The organism is Paracidovorax sp. MALMAid1276, from assembly GCF_049198005.1.
GTDB lineage: Bacteria > Pseudomonadota > Gammaproteobacteria > Burkholderiales > Burkholderiaceae_C > Acidovorax.
Genome location: NZ_JBMIRS010000105.1, coordinates 29998 through 53365 on the forward strand (window position 1 = coordinate 29998; position 23368 = coordinate 53365).

The following is a 23368-nucleotide window of genomic DNA, read 5'->3' on the forward strand; positions in this document are numbered from 1 at the left end:
CTTACCTGGTGGGTGCCCGGCCGCGCTAGGCACTCCGCACCGCTGCCTCAATCGCCGCGATGTCAATCTTGCGCATGGTCATCATCGCGTCAAAGGCCCGCTTGGCCGCAGCGCGGTCGGGCCCCTGGATGGCTTCGGTCAGCACCCGGGGCGTGATTTGCCACGAGACTCCCCAGCGGTCCTTGCACCAGCCGCAGGCGCTCTCCTGTCCACCGTTGCCTACGATGGCATTCCACAACCGGTCGGTCTCGGCCTGGTCGTCCGTGGCCACCTGAAATGAAAACGCTTCGGTCTGCGGAAAGGTGGGGCCGCCGTTCAGCCCCAGGCACGGGATGCCCAGTACGGTGAATTCCACGGTCAACCCGTCGCCCTGTTGGCCCACGGGGTAGTCGCCCGGCGCATGCATGACGCGGCCCACGGCGCTGTTGGGGAAGGTGGCGGCGTAGAACCTGGCGGCCTCCAGCGCGGTGCCGTTGAACCAGAGGCAGATGGTGTTTTTGGGGGACATGGGATGGATCTCCGCAGTGAAAACGGGGGAACGGGTGGTACTCGTCCGATGGAGTCTTTCTCGCTTCGCTGGGGGGACGGCAACCTGGTCCCATGGTGCCTTGATGGGATGGCCGAGGAAACTATCTTTTTATATCCATGGGAAGATAAAATATCCAAAATGGAATAAACGTAGGTAATTGCATGATCGCATTCCACCGCACAGCGCTGGCAAAGCAGCTGGTTCAGGCCTTGCAAGGTCGGCTGCTGTTGGGTGACGCGCACAACGGCCTGTTTCTGGCCGCGCCCCGCCGCACCGGCAAAAGCACCTTTCTGCAGGGAGACCTTGCCCCTGCCTTGCGGGAGGCGGGGGTGGTCGTGGTGTATGTGGACCTGTGGGCCGATACGCGCAGGGATCCTGGGGCGCTGATTGCGGAGGCCATCGGCCAGGCCCTGCAAGCCCACCTGGGGGTGGTGGCGCGCGCTGCCCGCAAGGCCGGCGTCAAAAGCGTCAAAGTGGCAGGTGCGCTGGACATCGACACCAGCAAGATCGGCCAGCTGGATGGCCTGACCTTGGTCGATGCGTTGCGCAGCCTGCGCGAGGCCGCCGACCGGCCCGTGGCGCTGATCGTTGACGAGGCCCAGCACGCCTTGACCAGCGAGGCTGGCGAGGTCGCGATGACGGCGTTGAAATCAGCGCGCGACCAGATGAATCGGCCCGGTCAGGTGAACCTCATGCTGGTGATGTCGGGCTCCGACCGCGACAAGCTGCTGCGCTTGGTGGTGAGCGCGGGCGCACCGTTTTATGGGTCGCAGATCCAGGCCTTGCCACCGCTAGACACGGATTTCATTGCCCATGTTGCCGGGCTGGTGGAGGCCCAGCGGCCGGACCTGGTGCCGGTGGACCGGGCAGCGCTGCAGGAGGCGTTTGCCGCGTTCGGGCACAGGCCGCAGTTTTTCATGGCGGCGATGGGCGCTGTGCTGAGCCCCTTGTCAGGCCACAGCGGACGGTTCGAGCCGGCCTTGCAACAGGCTGCGCTGGACCAGCAGGCGCAGGACGAAGCGCAGATGGAGTCCGACTACCTGGGGCTCAAGCCGGTAGAGCAACTGGTCCTGTGGCGCATGCTGGACCTGGGACCGCGCTTTCGCCCCTACGACGCAGAGGCTTTGCGGTTCTACCGGGAGAAGCTGGGCAGGCCGGTCAGCGTGCAGCAAGCGCAAAAGGCGCTGGAATCGCTGCGGCAGCGCACGCCCGCCGTGGTGTGGAAATCGGCGCGCGGCGAATACGCCGTGGAGGACGCTGCCATGCACCGCTGGTTTCAGATGCGCGTGGGTGCTGGCACATGGCCACCGCGCTCGCGGCAGGGCCGTTTGTTGCCAGACGATGAGTGAGCCCGCCCTATGGCGAATCTGGCCGTCTGGGCACGGTGACGATCATGGGGCCACGTGGGCGTCGCTACCCGGCCCATCCCCCGCCCCACCCGCCATCTCCAACTGCATCAGGATCATGTTCACCAGCGTGCTCACCGTGGGTCGCCCGGTCTCGATCACGAAGTGCGCCGTCTCGCGGTACAGCGGGTCGCGCTGGGCGTACAGCTCGCGCAGCTTGTCCAGCGGGTTGCCGACCTGCAGCAGCGGGCGGCTGCGGTCGTGCTTGATGCGCTTGTAGATCTCTTCGGCCGAGGCGCGCAGGTACAGCACGTGGCCGAAGCGGCGCAGCACGCTGCGGTTGTCCGGGCGCAGCACGGCGCCGCCGCCGGTGGACAGCACCCTGCCGCCGGGCTGCTGCGCCAGGTGCGCGAGCAGGGCGGCTTCCTCGTCACGAAAGCGGGCCTCGCCCTCGGCCTCGAAGAACTGGCGGATGCTCATGCCCAGGTGCTGTTCCAGGCGGTGGTCCACGTCGATGAAAGGGACGCCGGCGCGGTGCGCCAGCTGGCGGCCGATGGTGGATTTGCCCGAGCCGGGCATGCCGACCAGTGCGCAGCGGATCTGCATAGCGATGGAAGAAAAGGGGTCTGATGGACGGCCGCGAGTGGCGCAGCAGGCGTGCTGCATGCGCCCCGCAGCTGGACGCCGAGTGTAAGCCGCAGGGGGGCGAGGGCCGGTCGGCTGCAACTGTCGCGGCCCAGGCCAGCGGCCGCCGCCGCTCAGGGGGTGCACAGCCTACAGCGCGGCGTACACCAGTGCGGGGTACAGCTCGGTCAGCTGCATGAGCTGGCCGGGTGCCTGGGTGAGCAAGATGGCAAACAGGTCTTCGGCGGGGTCGACGAAGAAGAAGGTGCCGCCCAAGCCGCTCCAGCTGTAGGTGCCGGCGCTGGCGGGGCTGGTGGCCACCCCGGCGGCCCGGCGCACGGCCACACCCAGGCCGAAGCCGTAGCCCGGGGGCAGGATGTCGCCCGCCGTGCCGATGTGCGCGCCCAGGTGGTCGGCGGTCATGAAGTCCACGGTGGAGCGGCTGGCCAGGCGCACGGTGTTTTGCGGAACGTCGGGGCCGGGCGCGGTGCCGCGCCCCAGCATCAGCTCCAGGAAGCGGGCGTAGTCGCTGGCCGTGGACACCAGCCCGCCCCCGGCGGATTCGAAGGTGGGCGCGGCCGACACGTCGATCAGCGCCACGTCGGCGCCGGTCTGCGGGTCGCGGGCAAAGGCTTCGGCCAGGCGGGGTAGCTGCTGCGGCGGCACATGAAAGCCGGTGTCCCGCATGCCCAGCGGCTCGAACACGCGGCGCTGCAGGATGGTGGACAGGGGCGCACCCTCCACCACCTCCAGCACGGCGCCCAGCACGTCGGTGGCACGGCTGTATTCCCAGGTGGTGCCGGGTTCGTGCACCAGCGGCATCGGGCCCAGGGCCGCCGCCAGCGCGGCGTTGTCGTGCTTGCGCGAACCGATGCGTGCGCTGCGGTAGGCCTCGTCCACCGGGCCTTCGCCCCAGGCATAGCTCAGGCCTGCGGTGTGGCGCAGCAGGTCGTGCACGGTGGCCTCGCGCCGCACGGGGCGCAGGCTGCCCGTGGCCGGGTCGCGCACCTGCTGCCCGGCAAAGGCCGGCAGGTAGTGCGCCACCGGGTGCGACAGCAGCAGCCGGCCTTCTTCCATCAGCATCAGCGCAACGAGCGAGGCCACGGGCTTGGTCATCGAATAGATGCGGAACAGGCTGTCGGGCGCCATGGCGGGGCCGGGCGCGCCGTCCGCGCCCGGGCGCAGTGCGCCCACGGCCTCGTGCAGCACGGTGCGGCCCCGGTGGTGCACCAGGGCCACGGCGCCGGGCAGCACGCGCTGGTCGACCAGGGTTTGCAGGGCAAGGCGCAATCGGGTGAGGGCAGGGGTGTGCATGGTGGGATGAGGGTGGTGGGCCGGAGAGGCGGCAAGCAGGGGCAGGCGTGGGTGCAGGTGGAGGGTGTGTTTGTACCAGCCTGCACGGGGCGTGTGCAGACCGGGGGCCGCGCAGCGCGCGTTGCAGTCGCGCAGATGACTGGGCGGTCGGCCAATCGCTGGGTGATTACCCTGAATTGTTCTGCACTGCAGAACTGCCGGTTGGGCTGTGCGGCCATCGAAATTAAGCTGAAAGCAGGCCCGTTGTACACAGTGGCATCGCGCAAAAGGGCGCGCCAGGCATGCCCCGGCGCACGGCACGACATTGCAAACATTGAGGAGCAGGACGATGGACAGACGCCCCCCGGGGAACGCCCCTGGCACCCCGCTGCAACCCGCCGCGCCGTGGCGTGGCGCGGCCCACCGCTGCCGACCGGGCCAGCGCTGCAGCCCGGGCCAGCGCTGCGCGCTGCGAGCGGAAGGGAGCGCCTGATGGACCTGTTCCTGCAGCAGGTGCTCAACGGCTTCACGCTGGGCGGCATCTACAGCCTGGTGGCCCTGGGCCTGACGCTGGTGTACGGCATCCTGCACGTGCCCAATTTTGCGCACGGCGCGTTCTACATGGCCGGGGCCTTTGTGTCCTGGCACCTGATGGCCGCGTGGGGCTTCAACTACTGGGTGGCCATGGCGGGTTCGGCGGCTGCGGTGGCGCTGCTCAGCGTGTTGGCCGAGCGGCTGGTGTTCCACCCGCTGCGCAAGGCCTCGGGCCTGCACCCCATGATCGCGGCCATCGGCGTGCTGCTGTTCCTGGAGGCCGGCGCGCAGGCCCTCTGGGGCGCGGACTTCCACCGCATGCAGACGCCGTACACCGGCATCATCGACCTGGCTGGCGTCACGGCGCCGGTGCAGCGGCTTCTGATCATTGCGGCCGCGCTGGTGCTGATGGTGGTGCTGCACCTGTTCCTCACGCGCACCGTCACGGGCTCCACCATCATCGCCATGGCGCAGAACCGCGACGGTGCATCGCTGGTGGGCATCGACGCCAACCGCGTGGCCATGCTCACGTTCGCCATCTCGGGTGTGCTGGCGGCGGTGGCGGCCACGCTGTATGCGCCCATCAACCTGGTGTACCCGGCCATGGGGCACCTGGTCATCACCAAGGCCTTCGTCATCATCATCCTGGGCGGCATGGGCAGGGTGCCCGGGGCCATCATCGGCGGGCTCATCATCGGCTTTGCCGAAAGCTTCGGCGCCTTCTACATCTCCACCGACTACAAGGACATCATCGCGTTCGTGCTGCTGGTGGCCATCCTGTCGGTGCGGCCCCAGGGCCTGTTCACCAAGGGGGCGCACTGACCATGGCATACCTCGAAGGCAAGTGGGGCTGGGCCCTGCTGTTTGCGGCCGGGCTGGCGTTTCCGCTGCTCGCGGGCAATGACTACCACCTCACGGTGATGGGCACGGCCTACATCTTCGCCATCGCCACCATCGGCCTGAACCTGATCACCGGCTACACGGGCCAGTTCAACCTGGCGCACAGCGGCTTCATGGCCGTGGGGGCCTACACCGTGGGCATCCTCACGGTGGACCACCAGGTGCCGTTCTGGATCGCGTTTGCACTGTCGGGTGTGGTCACCACGGTGCTGGGGTTCTTCATCGGCATCTTGTCGCTCCGGCTCAAGGGGCACTACTTCTCGATCTTCACGCTGTGCGTGGGCTACATCATGTTTTTGGTGATCGAGAAGTGGGAGAGCCTCACCCACGGCACGGTGGGCATCATCGGCATTCCCGCGCCCGCCCCGATTGGCGGTATCACGTTCGACACGCCGCTGGCGCTGTACTACCTGGCGTTCTTCTGGCTGGCGGTGGGCCTGTGGGCCATGCGGCGCATCGTGAACTCGCTGCTGGGCCGCACCTTCATGGCCATCCGCAACGGCGACGAGCTCGCCGAATCGCTGGGCATCAACCTCATGCGCAACAAGGTGCTGGCGTTCATGCTGTCGGTGTTCTATGCCGGGCTGGCCGGGGGGCTGTATGCGGGCTATGTGCGCTTCATCGGCCCCGGCGTGGCGGGGGTGGAGCACACCTTCGACATGACCATGTACATGCTCATCGGCGGCCTGGGCACGCTGCTGGGGCCGCTGCTGGGGGCGCTGGCGATGCCGTGGCTCACGCAGTACCTGCAGTTCCTGCAGGAGTACCGCTTCCTGGTGTTCGGTCCCATCCTGGTGCTGCTCGTGATCTTTTTGCCCCACGGCATCGTGGGCACCTGGCTGGGCTGGCGTGCGCGCCGCGCGGCGCAGCAGCAGGCGCCTCTCCAGCCGCCTGCCGCGGTGGCGCCTCCACCGCAGGGCCACGGTGCCCATGCGGCGCCCTTGGCCCCCGCTGCAGGAGGCGAGCGTGCTTAAGATCGACCACCTGACCAAGACCTTTGGCGGCCTGGCGGCGGTGAACGACGTCAGCACCACCATCGAGCCCGGCAAGATCAACGCCATCATCGGCCCCAACGGCGCGGGCAAGACCACCTTCTTCAACCTCATCAGCGGCGTGCACCGGCCCAGCTCCGGCACCATCACGCTGCAAGGGCGCGACGTGACCGCGCTGCGCACCGACGAGGTGGCGCGCCTGGGCGTGGCCCGCACCTTCCAGACCACGGCGCTGTTCGACATGGCCACGGTGCTGGACAACCTCATCGTGGGCCACCGGCTGCGCACGCGCTCGGGCCTGCTCGACGTGCTGTGCAACTCGCGCCGCCTGCGCGAGGAAGAGCGCATCTGCCGCGAAAAGGCGCGCGACGCGCTCGACTTTGTGGGCCTGTCGCACCTGTCCCACCGCATGGCCGGCGACATCTCGCAGGAAGAGCGCAAGCGTGTGGCCTTTGCGCTGGCGCTGTCCACCGGGCCCACCCTGCTGCTGCTGGACGAACCCGCCGGCGGCGTGAACCCCGATGAAACCGAGGGCCTGGCCAACCTCATTCGCAAGATGGTGGCCAGCGGCCTCACCGTGTGCCTGATCGAACACAAGATGAACATGATCATGAGCCTGGCCGACAAGATCATGGTGCTGAACTATGGCGAGAAGATCGCCGAGGGCACGCCTGCCGAGATCCGCGCCAACCCGGCCGTCATCGACGCCTACCTGGGGAGCGAGCATGCTGCGGCTTGAGAACCTCTCGCTGCACTACGGCAGCTTCCAGGCGCTGAACGGCGTGAGCCTGCACGCCAAGCAAGGCGAGCTGGTGGTGCTGCTGGGCGCCAACGGCGCGGGCAAGAGCTCCATCTTCCTCACCATCAGCGGCATCCACCGCGCGGCCGGTGGCAGCGTGCGCTATGGCGACAAGGAACTGGCGGGCATGAAGCCCTCGCAGATCGTGCAGCAGGGCGTGGTGCAGTGCCCCGAGGGGCGCAAGCTGTTTCCGGGCATGTCGGTGCAGAAGAACCTGATGCTGGGCGCCTACGTGCACCGCGGCGACGCGGCAGGCAGCAAGAAGGTGCTGGACGAAGTCTTTGCGCTGTTCCCCATCCTGGCCGACAAGAAGGACGACCCGGCCGGCTCGCTCAGCGGCGGGCAGCAGCAGATGGTGGCCATTGGCCGCGCCATGATGGGCCGGCCCAAGGTGCTGTTGCTGGACGAACCGTCGCTCGGCCTCGCGCCCCTGGTCATCAAGCAGACCTTCGAGGTCATCCAGCGCATCAACCAGGCCGGCACCACGGTGCTGCTGGCCGAGCAGAACGCGTTTGCGGCGCTCAAGATCGCGCACCGCGCCTACGTCATCGAAAGCGGCCGCATCGTGATGGAGGGCGACCCGGAATCCCTCATGAACAACGAGGAAGTGCGCCGCGCATACATCGGTGCATAGGCACGTATGCCCCTGAGCGGTTGCGCCGCTCACTGGGGCCGTGCGGGCGCCTGCAACGCCACTCGTTGACGACCCTGGCTCGCAAGAGCTGCTTTTTCAGAAACCCAAGGAGACAGACAGCATGACCATGAAACGCAAGACCCTTCTTCGCCTCGGTGCCAGCGCCTTCGCCGTGGCTGCGCTGCTGGGCGTCAGCCACAGCGCCTTGGCGCAGCAGGTCGTCAAGATCGGCTACTCCGGCCCCTTGAGCGGCGGCGCCGCGCTGTACGGCAAGAACGTGCTCAGCGGCATGGAGATGGCCGTGCAGGAAATCAACGCCAAGGGCCTGGAGGTGGGCGGCCAGAAGGTCAAGCTGGAGGTCGTCGCGCTGGACGACAAGTACAACCCCAGCGAAAGCGCGATCAACACCCAGCGCCTGGTGCAGGAGCACAAGGCGCCCGTGGTGCTGGTGCCGCATTCCGGCGGCAGCTTTGCGGTGATGGCGACCAACGAGGCGCAGAAGGTGCTGCTGCTGTCTTACACCAGCGTGCCGCAGATCACCGAGCGCAACAACAAGCTCACGCTGCGCATCCCGCCGGAGTTCACCTCGTACATCAAGCCCTTCGTGAACCATGCCATGGGCAAGTACGGCAAGAACGTGGCCATCGCGAATGCCGACCACGACTACGCCAAGGCCTGGACAGCGGCCTTCAAGCCCGCGTGGGAAGCCGCTGGCGGCAAGGTGGTGGCCGAGAACCCCATGTCGTACAACCGCGCCACCGACTTCTACAGCGGCGTGAGCCGGGTGCTGGCCTCCAAGCCCGACGTGCTCTTCATCGGCGGTGCGTCCGAGCCCACGGGCCTGGTCGTCAAGCAGGCGCGCGAGCTGGGCTTCAAGGGCGGCTTCGTGATCATCGACCAGGCCAAGATGGACGAGATCGGCAAGATCACCGGCGGCTACGGCCCGCTGGAAGGCTCCATCGGCGTGCTGCCGGTGGTGGAAGACAGCTCGCCCGTCACCAAGGCCTTTGTGGAGCGCTTCCGCAAGGCCCACCCGGGCCGCGACCCGAGCAGCGAGGTGTCCCTAAACTACACGGCCGTGCACGCCACCGCGATGGCGATGAAGCTGGCCGGCAGCACCACCGACGCCACGGCCATCCGCGCGCAGCTGGACAAGGCCTTCAAGGCGCTGCCCAGCGAGAACAACCCGCACGAACTGAATGGCGTGGACGAGCGCGGCGGCTCCACCGCCAACACCCGCGTGGCCGTGGTGGACGGCGGCAAGGTGAAGGAAATGAAGCTGGCGGATATGGCCAAGTAAGCCTCTCACAGCACCCAGCCCGCCGGGTACATCCCTGCGGGCTTCCTTTTGCGATCGGGCGCAGGTGGCATCTCGCGTGTCGGATCAGCCCGCAGGGCGCCACCCGACATCTTTGCAAAGCAAAAATTTCAGCAAAAATGTGCTCTAGCGCTTGTCTGGTAAGCGCTGACAGCTATCAAAATAAGAGCAACTGAGTCTCGTCGCACGGTCACTCAAGGCCTGCCGCGCTCCCGATCCTGCAGCTCTCGCCATTGCACCTTGCCCGTGCCCGACTTGGGCAGCTGGTCCACGAACTGCACGATGCGCGGGCTTTTGTAGGCGGCCATGTGTTCATGGCTCCAGTCGATGATGGCTTGCTCGCTGACCTGGCCTTTGAACGCGTCCCGCAGCACCACCACGGCCTTCACGGTCTCGCCCCGGCGCGCGTCGTGCGCGGCGATCACGCACACCTCCTGGATCGCGGGGTGGGCGTACATCATGGCCTCCACCTCGGCCGGCCACACCTTGTAGCCCGAGGCGTTGATCATGCGCTTCAGGCGGTCCACCATGAAGAAGTAGCCGTCCTCGTCCACCTGCGCCAGGTCGCCGGTGCGCAGAAAGCGCTTGCCGTCCAGCATGACAAAGCTCTCGGCCGTGCCGGCGGGGTTGTTCCAGTAGCCCAGCATCACCTGCGGGCCGTGCACCACGATCTCGCCGATCTCGCCCGCAGGTAGCTCGGTGAAAGTGGCCGGGTCCACCACGCGTGCGTCCACGTCGAACACGGGGATGCCCAGGCACTGCGGCTTGGGTCGGTGCGGCGGGTTGATGTGCGTGGCGGCCATGGTTTCTGACATGCCATAGCCCTCTACATAGGTAAGCCCGGTCAGGTCTTTCAGGCGCTGCGCCACCGCCTTGGGCATGGCCGCGCCGCCGCCGCGGATCGCCTGCAGGCTGCTGATGTCGTAGTCGGCAATGCGCGGGTTGGCCAGAAAGTCGACCACCATGGTCGAGATGGCCTGCCAGATGCTGACGCGGTAGCGCTGCATCAGCAGGGCGGCGGCGTCGCGGTCCCAGCGCGGCAGCACCACCACGGTGGCGCCGATGAACAGCGGCCCATTCATGCTGCCCGACAGGCCCGTGACGTGGAACAGCGGCAGCACCGCGAGGTAGGTGGCGTCCTGCGTGCGCGCAAACCACTGCACCCCGCCGACCAGCGTGCTCATCACGCTGCGGTGCGTGTGCATGCAGCCCTTGGGGTGGCCCGTGGTGCCCGAGGTGTAAGGCATCACGCACAGGTCGTCCGGACCCGCCGTGAGCGGACCGGGCGCGCGCCGCTGCGCCAGCATGTCGCTCCACAGCGTGACACCCGGCGCATCGATGGCCTCGCGCGGTGCGCTCACGAACGCCGGCACCGGCAGGTCGGTGGGCACCTGCAGGTAGTCGCTGTAGGCGGCCACGATGAGGTGCTGCAGCGTGTCGGGTCCGCCGGCAGTGTCTACCAGCGGCTGCGCCTGCGCATGCAGGTCCTGCGGCACAAAGGCCACGCGGGCACCGCTGTCCTGCACGTAGTGGCGCAGTTCATCGGTCAGGTTCATGGGGTTCACCGGCACCACCACCGCATTGGCGCGCAGGATGCCGTAGAACGCGAGGATCCATTGCGGGCTGTTCTGCATGTACAGCAGCACCCGGTCGCCCGCCTTCACGCCGCACACCTGCTGCAAAAAGCCCGCAATGTGCTCGGCCTGCTCGCGGAACTGCCGGAACGTCACCAGCGTGTCGTAGAACACCAGGAAAGGCTTGTCCGGATACCGCGCGGCCGACACCTCGGCGTTGTGGAACAGGTTCGTCTGCGGCAGCGTGAGGTGGCGCGACAGGCCGGGGGGCCAATGGGCGAGGTGGCGGTCGGACATGGAGATGGGACTCTCTTCTCAGTGGGTCGATAGGGGCACAGCGCGGTGCAACTGGCGCGGCCCAGGCGCTGGACGCCAAGCAAGGGCCGCCCCGCCGCGAGGGCGTCGTCCCCCCGCCGGGGGGCGGCGCGCAGCGCCTCAGGGGGGCTTCAGATCAAACTGGCTCCCCCATCCACCACAATGCTCTGCCCCGTGATGTGGCGAGAGGCGTTGGAGGCCAGGAAGACCACCGCGCCCTTCAGGTCCTCGTCCCCGCCGATGCGGCGCAAGGGCGTGCGCTCCACCATCGCCGGGCCCAGCTTGTCGATCAGCCCGCTGGCCATTTTGCTGGGGAAGAAGCCGGGGCAGATCGCGTTCACGCGGATGCCGTAGTGCCCCCATTCGGACGCCAGCGTGCGCGCAAAGTGGATGGCCGCGGCCTTGGACGTGTTGTAGGCAATGGTGTTCATGCCTGGCGGCGTGCCCTTGAGGCCGGCCACCGAGGCCGTGACGATGATGCTGCCCTGGCCGCGCGGGATCATGCAGCGGCGGCCCACCTCGCGCGAGAGGAAGAACGGCGCGCTCACGTTCAGGTCCATCACCTTGTGCCAGGCGGCGTCGGGGTATTCCTCGGCCTTGGCGCCCCAGGTGGCGCCCGCGTTGTTCACCAGGATGTCGATGGTGCCGAAGCGCTCCAGCACCTGGTCCACCAGGCCCGGAATGTCCTCTGTCTTTTGCAGATCGTTGACGACGGTGAGCACCTCGTAGCCCAGGCCTTCCAGATGCTGCTTCGCATCGGCCAGCTCGTCGGCCTTGCGCGCCGAGATCGCCAGTTTGGCGCCCATCTCGCCCAGGGCTTCGGCCATCTGCAGGCCCAGGCCGCGCGAGCCGCCGGTCACCAGGGCCACCTGGCCCGTCAGGTCAAAAAGTTGTCGCACGCTCATGATGTCGGTTGCCTCCTGTGAGCGGGCATGCTAGCGGGCGCGCGCGCTGCAGGCTGTCACGTTGGACACTCTGCGCACACGTGCGCTCGAACGCATGCAGTGGGAGTCAGCGGTACAGCGCCGTCTCGATGCGCGCCGCGATCTTGATGAGGCGGGGGCGCACCTCGCCGAGCAGGCGTTCTTGCGACACCTGGAATGCGGGGCCGCCGCAATTGATGGCCATGGGGGGCAAGCCGCCGCCGGGCTGAAAGCTGCGCGCAATGGCATTGACCTTCTTTTGCCATTCGCCAAACGAGGTCGTCACGCCCAGGCTGCGGTAGTCCTGCAGCGCCCGGTCCAGCCCCTGCTGCAGGGCGGGCCAGCGCGCGTCGTTGCGCTGCTCCAGCTGGGCCAGCAGCTCGCCGCGCTCCGGTGCGGGCGCTGCGGCCAGCCAGGCCCGGCCCATGGCGGATGTGACGAGCGAGATGCGCGAGCCCACGTCCAGGCTCAGCGCAGGCGTGGTCTTGCAGCGGCAGTTTTCGACATAGATCATCGACAGGCGGTCCCGCGTGCCCAGCGAGACCTCGGCGCGGGCGAAGTCGGCCAGCTCCTGCATCAGCGGCCGGGCCACCTGGCGCACGTCCATGCGCGCCAGCATGGCGCTGCCCAGCGACAGCGTGGCCGTGCCCAGCCGGTACTTGCTGCTTTCCCGCAGGTGAATCAGATAGCCCATGCGCGTGAGCGTGGCCGTGAGGCGCGACACGGTGGACTTGGGCAGGCCGCAGCGCTGGGCGATCTCCTGGTTGCCCAGCAGCGCGTCGCCGCTGCGAAAGCACGCCAGCACGTCCAGGCCCCGCGCCAGCGCGGTCACGAAGTGGCGGTCCGCCGGGCTGGCCGATGCGTTCGCCGCCGCACCACGGGCACTGCGGCGGGGCGGGGCTGCGGGCTGGGTGGGCATGCGCGCATTATGTCGAGGCCCCTCTGGCGCGCGCTGTCGCATCAGGGTCTGGTCCTCGCAAGCGCCTGCGGCCGGTGAGGGGGTGAGGGGGTGAGGGGGTGAGGGGGCAGGGTTCATGCCCGGTGTCCCCAGCGCAAACAGCGCTTTACGGTGTGGGACGCCGCCTACCCGCACAGCCGTCACCCGGGGCTGGGCGCCCGGTCCCGCTTTCGCTAAGCTGGCTGCATGACAGCTCCTTCCTCCCGCACAGCGCCCCCGCATGCGGCGCCCGCCACACAGCCCCCGCCACCCACCACGGCCCTTGGCCGCGCACTGCGGTGGCTGGAACCGGTCTGGCGCCCGCTCGTGCCCTTCGGGCGCGCCGTTCAACTGTGGCTGGACGCCGAAGGCCTGCGCATGAGCGCTGCGATGTCCTTCTACGGCATGCTCAGCCTCGCCCCCTTGCTGCTCTTGCTGGTGGGGGTGCTGGGCTGGTGGATGGACCGCAGCTATCTGGAGACCAGCCTGATCGCGCAGGTGCAGTCGGTGATGGGCCAGCAGGTGGCCGACGTGGTGCGCCAGGCGCTGGTCAGCGCGCAGGAGCCTTCGGAGGGCCGGCTGGCGTCGCTGGTGGGGTTTGTCGTGCTGATGTCGGGTGCCACCGGCGTGTTCGTGGAGCTGCAGTCTGCGCTGTCCCAGCTCTGGCGTGGCGACGGGCCCGTGCAGCAGCGCGCGGCGTGGTGGCGCATGGCGTCGCTGCGGCTCAGGGGGCTCGCGTACGTCCTGGCGCTGGGGTTCCTGCTGCTGGTGTCGCTGGCCATGTCGACGGTCATCAACCTGCTGGCCAGCTGGGCCGGTTCGCACCTGGCCATCCTGCCCCTGGCGCCCGCCCTGCAAGTGGTGAACGAAGCCGTGGCCTTTGGCTTTGCGGTGGCGCTGTTCGTGGGGCTCATGCGCATCGGCGTGGGCCCCAAGCCGCCCCTGCGCTGCATCGTGGGAGGGGCGGTGGTGGGGGCGACCCTGTTCACGGTGGGCAAGCAGCTGCTCGCGTGGTATCTGTCCACGGCCGCCGTGGTGTCTGCCTATGGCGCCGCTGGCTCGCTGGTGGTGCTGCTGATGTGGATCTTCTTCTCGTCGGCGGTGCTGCTGTTTTCTGCCAGCTGCGCGCGCGCCTTCCAGGAGGTGCGCGAGCGCAACCCCTGACGGCAAGCGTCCCTCGCGCGCAGGGTGTTTCACAGGCGCTTACTCCCTTTACACGCCAGAAAGCGGCCAGGGCCCGGAGGGCAGGTACGCTGCCGTGCAGTCAATCACCGGGCCTGCGGGCCCCTGAGGAGAGCCCCATGCCCCTTGTCATTCCATCCCGTTCGATCACGCCCCACGCACCCATGGGCGCCGCACCCGTCGCTCCGCACACCGCGTCCATGCGCTGGATGTGGGCTGCGATGGCGGCACTCGGGCTGTGCGTGCTCGCCCTGGCGGCGGCGCTCTGGGCCCAGACACGTCCGCCGGCGGGCGGGGCCCCGGCGGCGCAGGCCGCCGCTGCAGCTCCCTCGTCCACTCCGCGCACGCCGGAGAGCGAAATCATTGATGAAAAATCGCCTTTAGCGCTTTCTGGTAAAGGAAATGTTGCTGCAATAAACATAGCAAATGCGCCATCGCCAGCGCCCGTGACGCCCATTGCGTCAGCTGCACCCCCCGTGCGGGCGGCGCGCCCCGCACCGGTGCAGTACGCCGCCGACCGTGCGACGCCCGTGTGCCGCAGCTGCGGCCGTGTGGAGTCGGTGCAGGCCGTGCAGCAGGCGGCGCCCGCCACAGGGGTGGGGGCCGTGGCGGGCGGCGTGCTCGGCGCCGTGGTGGGCAACCAGGTGGGCAAGGGTTCGGGCCGCACCGCGGCCACGGTGCTGGGCGCCGTGGGCGGCGGCTATGTGGGCCACAAGGTGGAAGAGCGCGCGCGCACGCACACCGTCTACCAGGTGGCCGTGCGCATGGAAGACGGTTCGCTGCGCCGCTTCACGCGCGCCCAGCCCCCGGCCGTGGGCACGCCCGTGGTGCTGCAGGGCAATGGCTTTCGGGTGGACGACGGCGCCACCCGCGCCGCTGAACCCTACCCCCGCGCCCAGCCCGGCACGGTGCGCGTGGCTGATTCGTACTAGAGCCTGAGAAACCGGCCTCTCACCGGATCACAACACCACAGGGATCTCCGTGGCAGGCGGCGTGTTGCGGCTGCGCCCGCAGCGCACCAGGCCGTCGATCATCACCATGCCGATGCCGGGAATATCGCCCAGTTGCACGCTTTCGAGCAGCGTGGCGCCGGCGGTGTGCTGCGCGCGGTCCATGAAGACGAAATCGGCGGCGCGGCCCACTTCGATCAGGCCGCAGTTGAGGTTGCGGATGCGCGCCGTGTTGCCCGTGGCGAAGCAGAACACCAGCTCGGCGGGAATGTCGGCAAAACTCGACAAGAGCGCGATCATGCGCAGCATGCCCAGCGGCTGCACGCCCGAGCCTGCGGGGCCGTCGGTACCCAGGATCACGCGGTGCGGGCACTTGAGTTCCATGGCCGCGCGCGCCGCCTGGATGGCGATTTTCTCGTTGCCGTTGTGCACCAACTCGATGGCGCGCGAGGACTTTTCGCACAGCTCGCACACGTGCTTCCAGGGCAGCGAGGTGTGGCCGCCGTTGATGTGGCCGATCACGTCGGCATCGGCCTCCAGCACCACGTCCTTGTCGATCAGGCCCGACCCCGGGATGGACGGGCCGCCGGTGTGGATGGTGCTCTGGATGCCGTGCTTGCGCGCCCAGGCCACCATCTGCTGGGCCTCGTAGCCCGCCTTGACGGAGCCCAGGCCCACCTCGCCCAGCAGCGTCACCCCGGCGTCGGCCATGTCCTTGAAGTCCTGCTCGGTCATGCCCTTTTCGATCACCGGCGCGCCCGCAATCACCTTCACGCCGCCGGGGCGGAAGTTGTCGAACGCACGCTGCGCGGTGATGGCCAGCGCCTTCAGGCCCACGATGTCCTTGGGCCGGCCGGGCAGGTGCACCTCGCCCGCCGAGATCATGGTGGTCACGCCGCCGTTCATGGTCGAGTCGATCCAGCCGATCTGGTTCTGGCGCGGGGTCCAGTCGCCGAACACGGGGTGCACGTGGCTGTCGATCAGGCCCGGCGCCACGCAGGTCTGGCGTGCATCGATCACGGTGTTGGCATGGTCGGTGTCGCAGTCCTTCTCGCGGCCCACGGCCACGATGAGGCCATCGTTCACCACGATGGTGTCGGCGTCGAGGATGGGGCGGTCCAGGTCGCCCGAGAGCAAAAGACCGATGTTCCGGATGACGACCTTGCCCGACTTGCCGCCCGCTGCTGCTGCTTCTGCCATGGATTCTCCTCGTGGGGTGTTGAGGGGGTGCCACGCGGCACCCCGCAGGAAAACATCGCGCGATCCAATCAGCCCGCGGCCTTGCCCTTGGGGAGGTTCGGGCCCGGCGCCACGGTGCGCAGCACGGTGTCGATGACGAACGACTCCCAGTGCGCGAGGGCCTCGGGGCTTTCCAGGTCTTCGCCCAGAAAGGCCGACAGCGTGTGCCGGTTGGACATGTAGAAATAGCCGGTGGCCGCGATCAGCAGGTACACGTCGCGCGCCGAGACATCCTTGCGGAACACGCCCTTCGCCTGGCCGCTTTCCAGCACGCGGCGGATCACCTCGATCGCGGGCGATGAGTACTCGCGGGCGCGCATCGACTTGGAAATGTGCTTGCCCTTGTGCAGGTTCTCGGTGTTGAGCAGCGTGATGAATTCGGGGTTCTTGCGGTAGTAGCCCACCACGAAGCGGATCACGGCCTGCAGCGCCTCCACGGGCCGGGCGGCATCCAGGTCAAGCTTGGACTCGGCCTCGTTCATGCGCCGGTAGGTTTCTTCCAGCACCTCGATGAACAGCCCCTCCTTGCTGCCGAAGTAGTAGTAGATCATCCGGTCGAAGGACTTGGCGGCCTTGGAGATCTTCTCCACGCTGCCGCCCTCGTAGCCGTAACGGGCGAACACCTTGGTCGCCGCCTTCAGGATGTTGTCGCGCGTTGTCTGCGCTGCCTGCTCGCGCACGCCCGTTCTGCGGGTGGAAGCGGCGCGCGTGGCCGTGGTCCGGGTCTTGGAGGGAGTGGCGGGCATGGCGGGTCTTGGTGCAAGAGGCGGGCCCACACACGGGCCCGCCGGGGGTCACTGCTCGGCGAACGCGCGTTCGATCACGAAGTCGCCCGGCTTCGTGGTGTTGCCTTCCTTGAAGCCGCGCTCTTCCATCATGTGCTTCAGGTCGCGCAGCATCTCGGGGCTGCCGCAGATCATCACGCGGTCTTCCGCCGGGTTCAGCGCGGGCAGGCCCAGGTCGCGGGCGAGCTGGCCGTTCTCGATCACGGTGGTCACGCGGCCCTGGTTCTTGTAGGGCTCGCGCGTCACCGTGGGGTAGTACTTGAGCTGCTTGCTCACGATCTCGCCCAGGAACTCATGCTTGGGCAGTTCTTCGGTGATGTAGTCGTGGTAAGCCAGTTCGTTGACTTGGCGCACACCGTGCACCAGGATGACTTCCTCGAATTTTTCGTAGGTCTCTGGGTCGCGCATGAGGCTCAGGAACGGCGCCAGGCCCGTGCCGGTCGACAGCATGTACAGGCGCTTGGCGGGCAGCAGGTAGTCGATCAGCAGCGTGCCCGTGGGCTTCTTGCCCACCACGATGGTGTCGCCCACCTGGATGTGCTGCAGGCGCGAGGTCAGGGGACCGTCCGGCACCTTGATGGAGAGGAACTCCAGGTGCTCTTCGTAGTTGGCGCTGGCAATGCTGTAGGCGCGCAGCAGGGGTTTGCCGTTCTCGCCGCGCAGGCCGATCATCGTGAAATGGCCGTTGGAGAAGCGCAGGGCGGTGTCGCGTGTGGTGGTGAAGGAGAAAAGGCGGTCCGTCCAGTGGTGGACGGAAAGGACGCGTTCTTCAAGAAAGGCGCTCATGGTGCGTTAGAAGGAAAAGTTGGAAGCAAATAAGGAATCTGGCTGAAGCTGGCTTGGAATCCAGCGCCCTTGGCGCCCTGCAGCGCAAGGTCCGGGCCTGAAAGCGGGTGGCTCGCAACCCTCCATTGTTCCGCATCTGGCAAAGCCGCCTGCGGCGGGGTGATTGCGCGAAGGCCAGAACACGGCCGCGCGCATGCACCGAATGCAGGAATCGGCCGCCGCGTGCGTCATTCTGGGGCGCCTCGTGCACCGAATCGGGGGCTGCGAAAAACACCATTGCGAAGTGAGTTTGATTGCGCTACATTGATTGCAAATGTAGTGATCACAACATTTAAGTTAAGTGAATGCTACACAAAACAAACCGCACGTACAAGCATCGCCAGCGATGCGATGAATGGGCCCACGAATGACCGAACACACCAAGACCGACGGGCTGCCGGGCATGGACTCACCCGGCCTGCCGCAGGTGCTGGAGCGCGCCAGGCCGCGCAACGAGCGCATGAATGCGGGCAAGGTGGAATGCAATGCGTGCCCGGTGCTGTGCCAGATTTCCGAGGGCCGCGCGGGCGCCTGCGACCGCTATGCCAACCAGGCCGGCGTGCTGGTGCGCCTCGACCCGGTGGTGGTGCTGCGCAAGGCGCTTGACGCGCCATCGCCCGCGCTGGTGCCTTTCGCGGGCCGTCCGGTCGACGAGGCGGATCCAGTCCCTGACGAAGAAGCCGGGCCCGGGGCTGCAGCGGCGCCTCCGTGGAACGGCGATCTGTTGCACAGCCAGGAGGTGTTCGTGACGGGTGTCGGCTCGTCCACCACCTACCCCGACTACAAGCCCGCGCCGTTCATCGTGGGCTCCCAGGTCGATGGCGTGGACATGGTCACGGTGGTCACCGAAGGCATCTTCAGCTACTGCAGCTTCAAGGTGAAGATCGACACCGACCGGTTTCTGGGGTCTGAGCAGGCCAACGTGCGCTGCAAGGGCGAAGTGGTGGGCCATGTGACCACGGCGGAATACGGATCGCAGATGCTGTCGCTTGGCGGGGTGCACCACCTCACGGGCGGCACCAAGAAGGAAGGCCGCATCACCGCCGAAATGATGCAGCAGCTGGGCAACAAGCAGGCTGTGGAGTTCACCATCGACGGCGGCTCGCAGCTCGTCATCCAGGCTGGCAAAGCGCCCATCGTCAACGGCGTGGCCGAGCAGCGCATGCGTGTGGGCTGCGGTTCGGCCGCCATCGGCATCTTCGCGCGGCAGTTCTACGGGCACGCGGACGAGGTGGTGGTGGTCGACGACCACATCACCGGCGTGCTCACGGAGCACCAGGCCGGGCGCTGCCTCGACATGGCGGCCTCGGGCATCCAGATGCGCGGGCGCAAGTCCACGCCGGGGCGCTACTTCCAGGTGGCCAACCCGGGCACCGGATGGGGCGGCACCGACATCGCCGACCCGCTGTCCATCATCGAGGGCTGGGACCCGGAGGTGGCACGGCCGGGACTGCGGCTGCTGATGACCTCCACCACGGGCGAGCACGCCAGCTGGTACGTGCTCAACGAGCAGTTGCAGCCCGTCGAGTCGCCGATGCCCGAAGAGGTGCGCCGCATCGTGGACCGCATCGGCGAGAACTGCGAACCGTCGCTCGCCTCCGTGCTTTTCCTCGGCGGCGCTGGCGGCAGCCTGCGCGCGGGGGTCACCGAAAATCCGGTGCTGCTCACGCGGTCCATCAAGAATGCGCTGGTCAACGTGACTTGCGGTGGCGCTCCGGCCTATGTCTGGCCCGGCGGCGGCATCACGGTGATGGCCGATGTGCTGCGCATGCCCGACAACAGCTTCGGCACCGTGCCCACGCCGGCCATCGTCGCGCCCATCGAATTCAGCATGCGCCGTGACGACTATGTGGCCCTGGGCGGCCACGCGGCGCAGGTGCGCAGCCTGCGCGATGTGCTGGCCCACGGCGCGTGGCACAACGACGGCGCGCCGCAGTCGCTGCAGTGGCAGGTGCTGCCGCCGTCCAACCCCTGGCCGCTGGGCCGTCCGCCTCTGCTGGGCTGATGGGGTGCACGGCATGACTTCATCCCACGCAAGCCGCAACTGGCTGCCCGACGGCCGCTGGCACTTTCAGCACGGCCCCATCGATCTCGTCATTCGCGCAGAGGGTGACGCGGCCACGGTGGTCCATGCGCACGAGGACGCATTCGTGCGGTTCCAGACCGTGCTGCAGGAGCTGGTGGATGAGCTGCCCGCATTGCGCAGCCCCGTGGGCCAACAGTGCCCTGTGCAGGGCGTGGTGGCGCGCCGCATGTGGACCGCGTGCGCGCCGTACCGTGAAGGTTTCATCACCGCGATGGCGGCCGTGGCCGGTGCGGTGGCCGAGGAGATCCTCGCGTGCTATGTGCGCGACGGCGTGGACCGGGCCTGGGTCAACAACGGGGGCGACATCGCGCTGCACCTGGCGCCCGGGCAGGGGGCCGACGTGGGCGTGGTCGCAGACCTCGCCGGGACGCACCGGGCCTTGCTGCAGCAGCGGGCAACGCCGCTGGACGGGACCATGCACATCGACAGCAGCATGCCCGTGCGCGGCGTGGCAACCAGTGGCTGGCGCGGGCGCAGCCTTTCGCTGGGCATTGCCGACAGCGTCACGGTGCTGGCCCGCACCGCTGCGCAGGCAGACGCCGCGGCCACCGTGGTAGCCAATGCGGTGAATGTGCAGGATGCGCGCATCACGCGCATGCCGGCCTGGCTGGTGCGGGACGACAGCGACCTCGGGGGCATGCAGGTCACGGTGGATGTGCCGCCGCTGCCCCTGGCGCAGGTGCAGTCGGCGCTGCAGCGCGGCCTGCACAAGGCGCAGGCGCTCCAGTCGCAGGGACTGCTGTGGTTTGCGCTGCTGGCCTGCCAGGGGCACTATGCCGCCACGCCCACGGCGCGTGCTGCGGGTGCCGGTGCGGGCGCCTTGGATGCCGGTGCACGCGATGCGGCTGCAGCCGCGGCATCTGCGCAAGTTGGTTCGGTATTTGCTTAACGAATGGCAGGGTTGCCCCATGATCCAGATACGACGCGTTTTCACCCATCTCGAAGACATCCGGCACGAGTTCGGCCCCGTGGCCGAGGTGCCGCTGCTGCGGGGTGCGATCGGCGCCGTGCTGACCAACCCCTACGCGGGCCGCTATGAGGCCGACATTCTTCCCATGATGGACGCGCTGCAGGAAGTGGGGCTCGACATGGCCCGCAGGCTGCTGCAGGCGATGGCGGTGCCCGCGGACCGCATAGAGACCTATGGCAAGGGGGCCGTGGTAGGTGCCGCCGGCGAGCTGGAGCACGGCGCGCTGTGGCATGTGCCCGGTGGCTATGCCATGCGCGAGCTGCTGGGCTGGAAGGGCGACCGCAACGCCTATGCCAAGGGGCAGGCCGAAGAAAAGAGCGGGCAGCCGGGCAATGCGCTGTCCATCGTTCCATCCACCAAGAAGGTGGGTGGCCCCGGCACGGCGCTTGACGTGCCGCTCACCCACATCAATGCCAGCTACGTGCGCAGCCATTTCGATGCGATGGAGGTGCGCGTTCCCGGTGCGCCGCTGGCCGACGAGGTGGTCTACATCCTGGCCATGACCACGGGGCCCCGCGTGCACGCACGCGTCGGGGGGCTCAAGGCCGCCGACATCAGCCAATGGAACGGGCTGCGCTGAGCTGCTGCCGCCGCATCCGCACCCACCGCAACAATCCATAAAAAACGAGGAGCCTCCACATGCCCGCCAAGATTCGCAAGATCATTGTCCAGACCGACGAGGTTCGCATGGAGATGGGACGCGAGGTCGTGCCCCCCGTGCGCAAGGCGCTGGCCATGGCCGTCATCGACAACCCTTTTGCAGGCCGCTATGCCGACAACCTTGACGAACTGGTGGCCATGGGCGAAGAGCTGGGCGGCCTGCTGGGTGCGCGCTGTGTGGCGGCACTGGGCATTGAGCCCGGCCAGGCGCACAGCTACGGCAAGGCCGCCATCGTGGGCGAGGCGGGTGAGCTGGAGCATGCCGCCGCGATCCTGCACCCCAAGCTGGGCGCACCGCTGCGGGCGGCGGTCGAAAAAGGCGCGGCCCTCGTGCCGTCAAGCAAAAAGCGCGGCGGGCTGGGCACGGCCATCGACGTGCCCCTGGGCCACAAGGACGCCGCCTATGTGCGCAGCCACTTCGACGCCATGGAGGCCCGCGTGTCGGATGCGCCGCGCGCCACCGAAATCGTGGTGGCCGTTGTGGTCACCGATGGGGGGCGGCCGCTGCCGCGCATCGGAGGCCTGCAAGCCTCTGACATCCAGGGCGTGGACGGCCTGCGATAGGCTTGGCGATTCGGTGCGTTCAGAGCGCCCCGGCGGCTCTCCGGCCCCGTTCGATCTGTTGTAGTTTCAGTTTCAGTTGTAGTTGCTGTTCTTGTTCGATCTCTCTCCCAACCCTTCTTCAGGAGCTTCCCCATGACGATGCGACGAAACCTCATGCGCGCCACGGCCGCAGCCGCTGTGTGCTTCAGCCTGGCGCCCGCTTTCGCCCAGGACATGATCAAGATTGGCGAGATCAACAGCTACAAGGCCCAGCCCGCCTTCCTCGAACCCTACAAGAAGGGCATGGAACTGGCGGTGGACGAAATCAATGGATCGGGCGGCGTGCTGGGCAAGAAGCTGCAGCTCGTGATCCGCGACGACAACGCCAACCCCGGCGATGCCGTGCGCGCGGCCGAAGAGCTCGTCTCGCGCGAAAAGGTGGATGTGCTCACCGGTTCCTTCCTTTCGCACATCGGTCTCGCGCTCACCGACTTTGCCAAGCAAAAGAAATTCTTCTTCCTGGCGGGCGAGCCGCTCACCGACAAGATCGTCTGGCAGAACGGCAACCGCTACACCTACCGGCTGCGCCCCTCCACCTACATGCAGGTGTCGATGATGGTGCCCGATGCAGCAGCGCTCAAGAAGAAGCGCTGGGCGCTGGTCTATCCCAACTACGAATACGGCCAGTCGGCCGTGGCCACCTTCAAGCAGCTGCTCAAGGCGGCACAGCCCGATGTGGAGTTTGTCGCCGAGCAGGCACCGCCCCTGGGCAAGGTCGATGCGGGCAGCGTGGTGCAGGCCCTGGCCGACGCAAAGCCCGATGCGATCTTCAACGTGCTGTTCGGTGCCGACCTGTCCAAGTTCGTGCGCGAGGGCAACACCCGCGGCCTGTTCAAGGACCGCGAAGTGGTCAGCCTGCTGACCGGCGAGCCCGAGTACATGGACCCGCTCAAGGACGAGGCGCCCAACGGCTGGATCGTCACCGGCTACCCCTGGTACGGCATCCAGACGCCGGAGCACAAGGCCTTCCAGACCGCCTACCAGGCCAAGTTCAACGACTACCCGCGCCTCGGTTCCGTGGTGGGCTACAGCGCCATCAAGTCGCTGGCCGACGGCATGAAGAAGGCCGGCTCCACCGACACCGAAAAGCTCGTGGCCGCCTTCAAGGGCCTGCAGGTGTCCACGCCCTTCGGCCCCATCGTCTACCGGCCTGAAGACAACCAGTCCACCATGGGCGGCTACGTGGGTCGCACCAAGAACGAAGGCGGCAAGGGCGTGATGGTGAACTACCGCTATGTGGACGGCGCCAAGGTGCAGCCTTCGGCGGACGAGGTCAAGAAGCTGCGCGCGGCTGATTGAGTGACAACCCCCTGAGCGGCTTCGCCGCTTCCCCCTTCTCTCGAATGGCTG

At 67.7% G+C, this 23368-nt stretch carries 22 protein-coding genes; 13 read left to right on the forward strand and 9 right to left on the reverse strand.

All coding sequences use genetic code 11. The features are described 5' to 3' along the window. Window positions 1-25: 25 nt before the first annotated feature. On the reverse strand, window positions 26-508 hold the full coding sequence (locus ACOQFS_RS07270; RefSeq protein WP_421562232.1) for a VOC family protein: 483 nt from the start codon (window positions 506-508) through the stop codon (window positions 26-28). A 182-nt stretch (window positions 509-690) separates the two neighbouring features. On the opposite strand from ACOQFS_RS07270, the gene ACOQFS_RS07275 reads away from it, so the two are divergent. Beyond that, entirely contained in the window at window positions 691-1878 is a 1188-nt protein-coding gene (locus tag ACOQFS_RS07275; protein WP_421562233.1) for an AAA family ATPase, read from the forward strand. Window positions 1879-1920: 42 nt separating this feature from the next. On the opposite strand, the gene ACOQFS_RS07280 is transcribed toward ACOQFS_RS07275, so the two are convergent. Then, entirely contained in the window at window positions 1921-2481 is a 561-nt protein-coding gene (locus ACOQFS_RS07280) for a shikimate kinase (RefSeq protein ID WP_421562234.1), read from the reverse strand. A gap of 168 nt (window positions 2482-2649) precedes the next feature. Beyond that, complete coding sequence (locus ACOQFS_RS07285) at window positions 2650-3813, reverse strand: serine hydrolase domain-containing protein (protein WP_421562235.1); 1164 nt, start codon at window positions 3811-3813, stop codon at window positions 2650-2652. A gap of 471 nt (window positions 3814-4284) precedes the next feature. Between ACOQFS_RS07285 and ACOQFS_RS07290 the strand changes: the two genes are divergently transcribed. The 5 genes from ACOQFS_RS07290 (at window position 4285) to ACOQFS_RS07310 (ending at window position 8951) form a co-directional block, all read left to right on the forward strand. Then, on the forward strand, window positions 4285-5148 hold the full coding sequence (locus ACOQFS_RS07290; RefSeq protein WP_421562236.1) for a branched-chain amino acid ABC transporter permease: 864 nt from the start codon (window positions 4285-4287) through the stop codon (window positions 5146-5148). A gap of 2 nt (window positions 5149-5150) precedes the next feature. Next, the gene (locus ACOQFS_RS07295) at window positions 5151-6200 is read left to right on the forward strand and encodes a branched-chain amino acid ABC transporter permease (protein ID WP_421562237.1); all 1050 of its coding nucleotides are present in this window, start codon (window positions 5151-5153) and stop codon (window positions 6198-6200) included. Then, entirely contained in the window at window positions 6193-6957 is a 765-nt protein-coding gene (locus tag ACOQFS_RS07300) for an ABC transporter ATP-binding protein (protein ID WP_421562238.1), read from the forward strand. Before ACOQFS_RS07295 ends, ACOQFS_RS07300 begins: the two co-directional genes overlap by 8 nt. After that, window positions 6944-7651, forward strand: a complete 708-nt coding sequence (locus tag ACOQFS_RS07305; RefSeq protein WP_421562239.1) for an ABC transporter ATP-binding protein — start codon at window positions 6944-6946, stop codon at window positions 7649-7651. The genes ACOQFS_RS07300 and ACOQFS_RS07305 overlap by 14 nt, the downstream gene beginning before the upstream one ends. Window positions 7652-7778: 127 nt before the next feature. Next, window positions 7779-8951: an ABC transporter substrate-binding protein gene (locus tag ACOQFS_RS07310; RefSeq protein ID WP_421562254.1), complete on the forward strand. Its 1173-nt coding sequence runs from the start codon at window positions 7779-7781 to the stop codon at window positions 8949-8951. A 212-nt stretch (window positions 8952-9163) separates the two neighbouring features. Here ACOQFS_RS07310 and ACOQFS_RS07315 read toward each other — a convergent pair whose 3' ends face one another. The 3 genes from ACOQFS_RS07315 to ACOQFS_RS07325 all read right to left on the reverse strand — a co-directional run bounded on the left by ACOQFS_RS07315 (window position 9164) and on the right by ACOQFS_RS07325 (window position 12700). Then, window positions 9164-10840 carry a long-chain fatty acid--CoA ligase gene (locus tag ACOQFS_RS07315; protein WP_421562240.1) on the reverse strand — a complete coding sequence of 559 codons (1677 nt, stop codon included), beginning with the start codon at window positions 10838-10840 and terminating at the stop codon, window positions 9164-9166. Window positions 10841-10989: 149 nt separating this feature from the next. Next, complete coding sequence (locus tag ACOQFS_RS07320) at window positions 10990-11763, reverse strand: SDR family oxidoreductase (RefSeq protein ID WP_421562241.1); 774 nt, start codon at window positions 11761-11763, stop codon at window positions 10990-10992. 106 nt (window positions 11764-11869) lie between these two features. Next, window positions 11870-12700 (reverse strand): IclR family transcriptional regulator, encoded by an 831-nt coding sequence (locus tag ACOQFS_RS07325; RefSeq protein WP_421562242.1) that lies wholly within the window; start codon window positions 12698-12700, stop codon window positions 11870-11872. Between the two features lie 225 nt (window positions 12701-12925). Between ACOQFS_RS07325 and ACOQFS_RS07330 the strand changes: the two genes are divergently transcribed. Together ACOQFS_RS07330 and ACOQFS_RS07335 are read left to right on the forward strand one after the other, a co-directional pair. After that, window positions 12926-13882, forward strand: a complete 957-nt coding sequence (locus ACOQFS_RS07330) for a YihY/virulence factor BrkB family protein (protein WP_421562243.1) — start codon at window positions 12926-12928, stop codon at window positions 13880-13882. Window positions 13883-14019: 137 nt separating this feature from the next. After that, window positions 14020-14832, forward strand: a complete 813-nt coding sequence (locus ACOQFS_RS07335; protein ID WP_421562244.1) for a glycine zipper 2TM domain-containing protein — start codon at window positions 14020-14022, stop codon at window positions 14830-14832. Between the two features lie 27 nt (window positions 14833-14859). Here ACOQFS_RS07335 and ACOQFS_RS07340 read toward each other — a convergent pair whose 3' ends face one another. The 3 genes from ACOQFS_RS07340 to ACOQFS_RS07350 all read right to left on the reverse strand — a co-directional run bounded on the left by ACOQFS_RS07340 (window position 14860) and on the right by ACOQFS_RS07350 (window position 17660). Continuing rightward, complete coding sequence (locus ACOQFS_RS07340) at window positions 14860-16050, reverse strand: amidohydrolase family protein (protein WP_421562245.1); 1191 nt, start codon at window positions 16048-16050, stop codon at window positions 14860-14862. Window positions 16051-16118: 68 nt separating this feature from the next. Next, on the reverse strand, window positions 16119-16835 hold the full coding sequence (locus ACOQFS_RS07345; RefSeq protein ID WP_421562246.1) for a TetR/AcrR family transcriptional regulator: 717 nt from the start codon (window positions 16833-16835) through the stop codon (window positions 16119-16121). 48 nt (window positions 16836-16883) lie between these two features. Continuing rightward, a complete protein-coding gene (locus tag ACOQFS_RS07350) occupies window positions 16884-17660 on the reverse strand; it encodes a ferredoxin--NADP reductase (RefSeq protein WP_421562247.1) in 777 nt (258 codons plus the stop codon). Between the two features lie 406 nt (window positions 17661-18066). On the opposite strand from ACOQFS_RS07350, the gene ACOQFS_RS07355 reads away from it, so the two are divergent. The 5 genes from ACOQFS_RS07355 (at window position 18067) to ACOQFS_RS07375 (ending at window position 23317) form a co-directional block, all read left to right on the forward strand. Then, complete coding sequence (locus ACOQFS_RS07355; protein WP_421562248.1) at window positions 18067-19704, forward strand: 6-hydroxynicotinate reductase; 1638 nt, start codon at window positions 18067-18069, stop codon at window positions 19702-19704. Between the two features lie 13 nt (window positions 19705-19717). Next, window positions 19718-20674 (forward strand): UPF0280 family protein, encoded by a 957-nt coding sequence (locus tag ACOQFS_RS07360; RefSeq protein WP_421562249.1) that lies wholly within the window; start codon window positions 19718-19720, stop codon window positions 20672-20674. 19 nt (window positions 20675-20693) lie between these two features. After that, window positions 20694-21335: an amino acid synthesis family protein gene (locus ACOQFS_RS07365; RefSeq protein ID WP_421562250.1), complete on the forward strand. Its 642-nt coding sequence runs from the start codon at window positions 20694-20696 to the stop codon at window positions 21333-21335. Window positions 21336-21394: 59 nt separating this feature from the next. Further along, window positions 21395-21979, forward strand: a complete 585-nt coding sequence (locus tag ACOQFS_RS07370; protein ID WP_421562251.1) for an amino acid synthesis family protein — start codon at window positions 21395-21397, stop codon at window positions 21977-21979. A gap of 132 nt (window positions 21980-22111) precedes the next feature. After that, complete coding sequence (locus tag ACOQFS_RS07375; RefSeq protein ID WP_421562252.1) at window positions 22112-23317, forward strand: ABC transporter substrate-binding protein; 1206 nt, start codon at window positions 22112-22114, stop codon at window positions 23315-23317. Window positions 23318-23368: the final 51 nt, after the last annotated feature.